This window comes from Mesorhizobium sp. J18, from assembly GCF_007829525.1.
Classification (GTDB): domain Bacteria; phylum Pseudomonadota; class Alphaproteobacteria; order Rhizobiales; family Rhizobiaceae; genus VLJP01.
Window position 1 is genome coordinate 20697 of the sequence record NZ_VLJP01000041.1, and the last position, 6483, is coordinate 27179.

Here is a 6483-nt window from a genome sequence, read left to right on the forward strand (position 1 = left end):
CCTGCGATGACCGCTGTTCAGCATACCGGCCTGCAATGCCTGGCGCTGGTCGCGCGGCATCACGGCATCGACCTGTCGCCGGAGCGGCTCACGCACGACTATGCCGTCGGAGAGAAACCGCCTACCATGCGCCAGCTCCTGCGCATGGCCAAGGATGCGGGCTTGCGCGCCCGCGCCGCCAAGCTCTCATGGCAGGAACTGGTTCGGCTCGGCAGTGCCTATCCCGTCCTTGCCGAACTGGAGAACGGCAATTGGGTCATCGTCGCCGGCGCCGGACAGGGCGACGAACTGCTGATCAGGGTTCTCGATCCCCTGGCGTCGCGTCCGGAGCTTTTCCTGCTGTCGGAAGAGCAATTCACGCGGCGCTGGAACGGCTCCGTCGTGCTGGCCAAGCGCGTCTACCGGGCCATGGACGCCGAGCAGCCCTTCGGCTTCCGCTGGTTCGTTCCCGAGATCGTGCGCCAGCGCAGCCTGTTCCGGGACGTGGCGATCGCCGCCTTCGTGCTTTACGGGCTCGGCCTTGCGACGCCCATCTTCTTCCAACTCGTCATAGACAAGGTGCTCGTCCACCAGAGTTATGCGACGCTGACCGTGCTGACCATCGGCATCGCCGTGGCGCTGATCTTCGATGCCGCCTTCACCTTTCTCAGGCGCTACCTCCTGCTCTACGCCACCAACAAGATCGACATACGGGTGGCGACGCGGACATTCGGCCACCTGCTCAACCTGCCGATCGCACTTTTCGAGCAGACTTCGGCAGGCGTGCTGGTCAAGCATATGCAGCAGACGGGCCGCATCCGCGAGTTCCTGACCGGCAGGCTGTTCCTTACCCTTCTCGACGGGTTATCGCTGCTCGTCTTCATCCCGATTCTCGTGCTTTACAGCGTCAAGCTCACCTTCGTCGTGCTCGGCTTCACGGGGCTTGTCGGGCTTGTGGTGATGCTTCTTGTCGGGCCTTTCCAGCGGCGGTTGCAGGCGCTCTACCAGGCTGAAGGCGAGCGGCAGGCGCTGCTGGTGGAGACTGTGCACGGCATGCGTACCGTCAAATCCCTGGCGCTGGAGCCGCGCCAGCGGCGTGTCTGGGACGACAGTTCCGCGCAGGCGATTTCCGTGCGTTTTCGCGTCGACAAGATCTCGACCGTCGCACAGGCGCTGATCGGGCTTCTCGAAAAGCTGATGAGCGTGGCGATCATCGGGCTCGGCGCGCTGGACGTCTTTTCAAGCGCCATGACGGTCGGTGCGCTGGTTGCCTTCAACATGCTGGCGGGGCGGGTCTCCGGGCCGCTGGTGCAGATCGTGACCATGATCCACGAATATCAGGAAGTCGCGCTCTCCGTCCGCATGTTGGGCGAGATCATGAACCAGCGCCCGGAACAGTCGGGGCGGGGCAGGGGCATGCGGCCCGAGATCAAGGGGCGGATCGAGTTCGAGAACGTCTCCTTCCGCTACGGCGCCGACGGGCCACCCGCGCTGGACGACATTTCGTTCACCGTACCGGCGGGTACGGTCTTCGGCGTGGTGGGCAAGAGTGGTTCCGGCAAGACGACCGTGACGCGACTGATCCAGGGCCTCTATCCGATCCAGCAGGGCCTTGTGCGCATGGACGGCTACGACCTGCGCGAGATCGACCTCGTGCATTTGCGCAAGAGCATCGGCGTCGTGCTGCAGGACAATTTCCTCTTCCGCGGCTCGGTGCGCGACAATATCGCTGCGGCCAAGCCGGATTCGACGCTTGAGGAGATCGCCGAGGCGGCCCGCATGGCGGGCGCCGACGAATTCATCGAACGGTTGCCGCGCGGTTTCGACACCATGCTGGAGGAGAATGCGGCCAATCTCTCCGGCGGCCAGAAGCAGCGGCTCGCGATCGCGCGGGCGCTGCTTACCGATCCGCGGCTGCTCATCCTGGACGAAGCCACCAGCGCCCTCGATCCCGACAGCGAGGCGATCATCCGTCGCAATCTGAGCCGCATCGCCAGGGGCCGGACCGTCATCATCGTTTCGCATCGGCTATCGACGCTAGTCGATGCCGACGCCATCCTGGTCGTGGAACGCGGCAGGATCGCCGATATCGGCCGGCATGACCAACTGGTCTCGCGCTGCGTCCCCTACCGGCATCTGTGGAACCAGCAGACGAGGGAAGTCGCATGAATGCCCCCGTCAGCAAAGGCGAGCAGCTTCCGGCCCCGGTCAGGAAGCAGGGGCAGGAACTCATCTTGCAGCGCCCGCTGCCGCCGGTCATAGCCGAGTTCCAGCCCGACGCGGTCGAGCTCGAGGAGAAGGTGCCGCCAAAGGTGGCGCGCCTGACGCTTTACGGCGTCACTGCACTGATCGCCGCCGCGATCGCCTGGGCCAGTCTGGCTTCTGTCGACCAGATTGTGACGGCGACCGGAAAACTGGTGACGACCGAGCCGACCATCGTCGTCCAGCCTTTGGAAACCTCGATCATAAGGTCGATCGACGTGAATGTCGGCGATGTCGTTCAGGCAGGGCAGAGGCTGGCGTCGCTCGATGCCACTTTCAGCCAGGCCGATGTGGACCAGCGGCGTACGCAATTCGCAGCACTTGACGCGCAGGTCGACCGCATCGAGGCAGAACTCGGCGGCCGGGATTTTTCGCTCGTGGCGGGCGATACGCCTGACGAGCGCCTGCAATTGGAACTCTTTGGCCAGCGGCGCGCCTTCTACATGGCGCAGTTGCACAATTTCGATCAGCAGATCGCCGCGCAGGCAGCCGCCATCGCCGCCGGCAAGGACCGCGAGACGATCCTGCTCGACAGGCGCGCCACGCTCGGCGAGATCGAGCAGGCGCGCCAGACCCTGCACGAGCGCGAGGTCGGATCGCTGCTCAACCTGCTTCTGTCGCGCGACGCTCGGCTCGATGTCGATGCAAATCTGGCCCAGCTGCACGGCGCCACGATGGAGGCACAGCACACGCTGGCGAAACTGAGGGCCGACCGGCAGGCCTTCATCGAGGACTTCCGCCGCGCGACCATGGAACAGCTCGTCGAATTGCGCAGCCAGCGCGACGCGGTGGGCGAGGAACTGAAGAAGATGGAGCTTCGCCGCACCATGGTAGCGCTAACAGCGCCGGCCGATGCGGTGGTGCTCGACCTGGCGCAGCGCTCCATCGGCTCCGTCGTGCGCGAGGCGGAGCCGATCCTGACGCTCGTGCCGCTGAATGTGCCGCTGGAGGCGGAAGTCTCCGTCAATGCGCGCGACATCGGACGCATCGCGGCCGATGACTCGGCGCGGATGAAGTTCGATGCCTTCCCGTTCCAGAAATTCGGCACGGTCGATGGCGCCGTCCGGACGATCAGCCGGGACGCCTTCACGCCCGACCCGCAGGAGGCGGCATCCGGAGGGCTGCCTTATTTCAAGGCGCGCATAAAGCTTTCCGATATCGGACTGGAAAACGATGGAGAGCCGGTGAGACTGCTGCCCGGCATGGCCGTCACGGCCGAAATCAAGGCCGGCAGGCGCAAGGTCATCTCCTATTTCCTCTACCCGCTGATCCGCGGACTGGACCAGMGCATCCGCGAGCCGTGAGACTGCGGCTGGCAGTCGAGGATAATGTCTCAGGGAATCTGGTGGGCCCGGAGGGACTCGAACCCCCAACCAAGCGGTTATGAGCCGCCGGCTCTAACCATTGAGCTACAGGCCCCACGGGGGCTGAATTAGTTTCTTTTTGGCGCGGGCACAAGCCGGCGTTGCCGCAATCAACCCATAATCGCAAACTATCAGCCGCAAAGGTGGGAGGCGGTGCTGCTCGTGCGGTGCTTCCTCGCCGCAATGCCGCAAAGGCATGGCTGATTGCGGGAATAGTTGAAGGCAACAGTTTCAATATCGGAGATTGCGATGAAGCGTTTTCTTATGCCGCTGATGATTGCGGCGCCGCTCGCTCTGGTTTCGACCGCCCAGGCCCAGGAGACCCGGCCCATACCCAAGATCACCGTCAGCGGCGAGGGCGAGGCAACGGTGAGCCCCGATATGGCGCTGTTGACGCTGGCCGTCGTTCGCCAGGCAAAGACCGCACGCGAGGCCCTGGACGCCAACAACGAGGCGATGACTTCCGTCATCGAGGCCATGAAGGAAGCGGGGATCGAGGCCAGGGACATCCAGACCTCCGGCCTCTCGATCAGCCCGCAATATGTCTATCCAGATGAGAAGAACGGCGAGAAGGAGCCGCGCATCACCGGCTATGAGGTGACCAACACGCTTTCGCTGCGCGTGCGCGATCTGACGAAACTCGGGGAAGTGATCGACCAGTCGGTGACGCTCGGCGTAAATCAGGGCGGCGGCATCACCTTTACCAATGACGATCCTTCGGCGACACTGAAAGAGGCGCGCAAGCGCGCGGTCACCGAAGCCCTGGACAAGGCGCGCACGCTCGCCGAGGCCGCAGGTGTCGAGCTTGGCGACGTGATCGAGATTTCCGAACGCTCGATCAATCAGCCGCCGATGCCCTTCCAGGCAAAGGCGATGCGGATGGAGGCCGCCGCCCCTGCGTCGGTTCCGATCGAAGCGGGCGAAAACAGCTACCATGTGCAGGTCAATGTCACGCTTGAACTGAAGCAATAGATCGAGCGGGCAATGCAAAAATGAAGACGCCGGCAGTTTCCTGCCGGCGCCTTTTGCTGTCTGGATCTTGGCGTTCCGTTACCGGATGATCGGGCAATGCGGCGCCCGAGCGAAAGTCATGCTGACGCGATGGTGATATCTGTGGCCGCCTACCCTGATGACATTGCGGTTTGCCTGGACGACACGCGCATTGCGAACACCGTGGCGCTGTGCCTTGTAGACAGCCTGGCCGGGCGTGCAGGCATGGGCAGCGCGGTAATGGCGATGCGAATAGCGGCTCGGAGTCTGATAGACGCCGACATGCGGGCCGCCCTGGCCGAAGCTGAAATAGATGCCGTCGGCCTGCGCGGAGGCGGGCATGGCGGCGAGGGTGCCGAGGCCTAGAAAGGCCGACAATGCTGCTATCTTGATCTTCCTGAACATCCTGTTGCTCCTCATCGTCCTTCGATTGCTTTCGCCGTAGCGACGGGAGCGACAATGGCATTGCCAGGCTGAATGCAGCGCGAACTCGATGTTCATTCGCCGTTCAGGCTCGATGTCAGTCCGAGATCTGGGAAATCCAGCCGGCGAGACTGTAGTAGCTGCTCGTGCGGGAAATGAGCCCGTCATCGATCTCGAAGAAGGCCCCGCCGGAAAGGGAGTAGCTCTGGCCGTTGGCTTCGGGCAGGCCTTCGGCAGTGGCCAGATAGGTGCCGCGCAGGGTGAATTCGGCCGCGGCGCGGTTGCCGTCCTCTGCGACCATTACAACAATGTCGGAGACTTCCTCGCGATAATGCCGCCGTCTCGTTGCGAGAAACCACCGGAACTTGTCCTTGCCGATCTCACGGCCGTTCTCGTTGATGTCGTGGACGACATCCTCGCTCAGGCAGGAGAGCATCTCGTCATGGTCGCCCCGGTTGAAGGCGGCGAGGAAGCGCTCGATCAATTCCCTTGCGGCTGTCCTGTCCATAGGTCCCTTTTCCCTCTCAGGGCTCGTTGTCGAGCATATAGGCGAAGTAATCCTCCGGCTCACTGAGCTCGCTTTCAAGTGCCTTTACCCGGCCACTCATGGAAATGCCCGCCTCGTGCACGGTTTCGCGGCTGCCGGAGACGAGATGGTGCCAGGGATACAGATCCTTGCCTTCGGCAATGAGGCGATAGGCGCAGGTGGCGGGCAGCCAGTGTATGCTGCGCACATTCTCGGGTGTAAGGCGAACACAGTCCGCCACCCGCTCCAGGCGGTTGTCGTAGTCGCTGCAGCGGCATTTCCCGGCATCGAACAGGCGGCAACCAACGGTCGTCCAGTGGATTTCACCGGTGTCCTCGTCCTCCAGTTTCGCCAGGCAGCATTTGCCACAGCCGTCACAGAGTAACTCCCACTCCTCGGCGCTCATCTCCTCGAGCGACTTGGTTTTCCAGAAAGGGGTGTTCATCGCACGGCATGTGACGCGCGCTCCCCGCGCCGTCAAGCGCAGCTAGCCGCAACATCTCGTTTCGGCGCCAATTTCGGCCATTTTTCGCCCTGTTTTGGTCCCGCCACAGCCCAGATCAGATGTTTTCGAGGGTCATCGGCGGCACATCCGGAACCAAGTTCGAGGCTTTCCTGTTAGGGCGGGGATGGGACAAGCGCAACGAGGAGCTCTTAGATGATCAAGCGAAACCGGATCCTTGCCGGCACGGCGATCGGTCTGTTGATGACGGCCACATCGCTGGGCGCAAGTCCTCTTTCCAATCCGCTGCCGACCGGCGGCGTTTTAGATTCCATCCCGGACAAGCCGTTGATCCTGGTGCAGAACGCCGAGGAAGAACAGCGCCTGCCGCCGGGGCAGGGGGAGCAACCGACCGAGGAGCCGGCGGCCCAGCAGCCTCCGGCAGAGCAGGAGGCCCCTGCGGAGCCACAGCCCGAGCCGCAACAGGAAGCTGCGCC

Annotated in this window: 6 protein-coding genes, 1 tRNA gene and 1 pseudogene; 4 read left to right on the forward strand and 4 right to left on the reverse strand. The window is 63.3% G+C overall.

Annotated features, from left to right (window positions below):
• The first annotated feature begins 6 nt into the window (after positions 1–6).
• Both L598_RS14855 and L598_RS14860 read left to right on the forward strand, forming a co-directional pair.
• Positions 7–2148 (forward strand): peptidase domain-containing ABC transporter, encoded by a 2142-nt coding sequence (locus tag L598_RS14855; RefSeq protein ID WP_144863734.1) that lies wholly within the window; start codon positions 7–9, stop codon positions 2146–2148.
• Positions 2145–3545 (forward strand): HlyD family type I secretion periplasmic adaptor subunit, encoded by a 1401-nt coding sequence (locus L598_RS14860; protein WP_144863736.1) that lies wholly within the window; start codon positions 2145–2147, stop codon positions 3543–3545. The genes L598_RS14855 and L598_RS14860 overlap by 4 nt, the downstream gene beginning before the upstream one ends.
• Before the next feature lie 39 nt (positions 3546–3584).
• Here L598_RS14860 and L598_RS14865 read toward each other — a convergent pair.
• Positions 3585–3660, reverse strand: a tRNA-Ile gene (locus L598_RS14865).
• Between the two features lie 194 nt (positions 3661–3854).
• On the opposite strand from L598_RS14865, the gene L598_RS14870 reads away from it, so the two are divergent.
• Positions 3855–4577, forward strand: a complete 723-nt coding sequence (locus L598_RS14870; RefSeq protein WP_144863738.1) for an SIMPL domain-containing protein — start codon at positions 3855–3857, stop codon at positions 4575–4577.
• A 78-nt stretch (positions 4578–4655) separates the two neighbouring features.
• On the opposite strand, the gene L598_RS14875 is transcribed toward L598_RS14870, so the two are convergent.
• From L598_RS14875 to L598_RS14885, 3 genes are all read right to left on the reverse strand, one after another.
• On the reverse strand, positions 4656–5000 hold the full coding sequence (locus L598_RS14875) for a hypothetical protein (RefSeq protein WP_144863740.1): 345 nt from the start codon (positions 4998–5000) through the stop codon (positions 4656–4658).
• A 115-nt stretch (positions 5001–5115) separates the two neighbouring features.
• Positions 5116–5526 carry a ketosteroid isomerase-related protein gene (locus tag L598_RS14880; protein WP_144863742.1) on the reverse strand — a complete coding sequence of 137 codons (411 nt, stop codon included), beginning with the start codon at positions 5524–5526 and terminating at the stop codon, positions 5116–5118.
• Between the two features lie 16 nt (positions 5527–5542).
• Positions 5543–5989, reverse strand: a complete 447-nt coding sequence (locus L598_RS14885; protein WP_144863745.1) for a YcgN family cysteine cluster protein — start codon at positions 5987–5989, stop codon at positions 5543–5545.
• Between the two features lie 213 nt (positions 5990–6202).
• Here L598_RS14885 and L598_RS14890 point away from each other — a divergent pair.
• A pseudogene (locus L598_RS14890) lies at positions 6203–6483 on the forward strand (flagellar motor protein MotB); the annotation flags it as partial.